Source organism: Paraburkholderia sp. SIMBA_030 (genome assembly GCF_046535245.1).
Classification (GTDB): Bacteria; Pseudomonadota; Gammaproteobacteria; order Burkholderiales; family Burkholderiaceae; genus Paraburkholderia.
Genome location: NZ_JAWRXB010000937.1, coordinates 1 through 258 on the forward strand (window position 1 = coordinate 1; position 258 = coordinate 258).

Annotated in this window: 1 protein-coding gene; it reads left to right on the plus strand. The window is 70.2% G+C overall.

The features are described from left to right. On the plus strand, window positions 1–258 hold a 258-nt coding region (locus SB772_RS42785; RefSeq protein ID WP_410838870.1), incomplete at both ends, for a putative sulfate exporter family transporter.

Here is a 258-nt window from a genome sequence, read left to right on the forward strand (position 1 = left end):
GAAGTCGCGCAGGTCGTGGGCGCGGCGAGCAACGTGAGCCCCGAGGCCACGCATATCGCCACCATCGTCAAGATGACGCGCGTCATGCTGCTCGTGCCGGTGCTGCTCGTGCTCGGCGTGTGGCTGAACCGATCGGCGCGCCAGGCCGTCGCCAGCAAGGCGCACGGTGCGCAGCACGAAGCGCACCACGGCGCCCGCAAGCTCGCGGTGCCCTGGTTCGCGCTCGGCTTCCTCGCGCTGGTGGTGGTGAATTCGCTG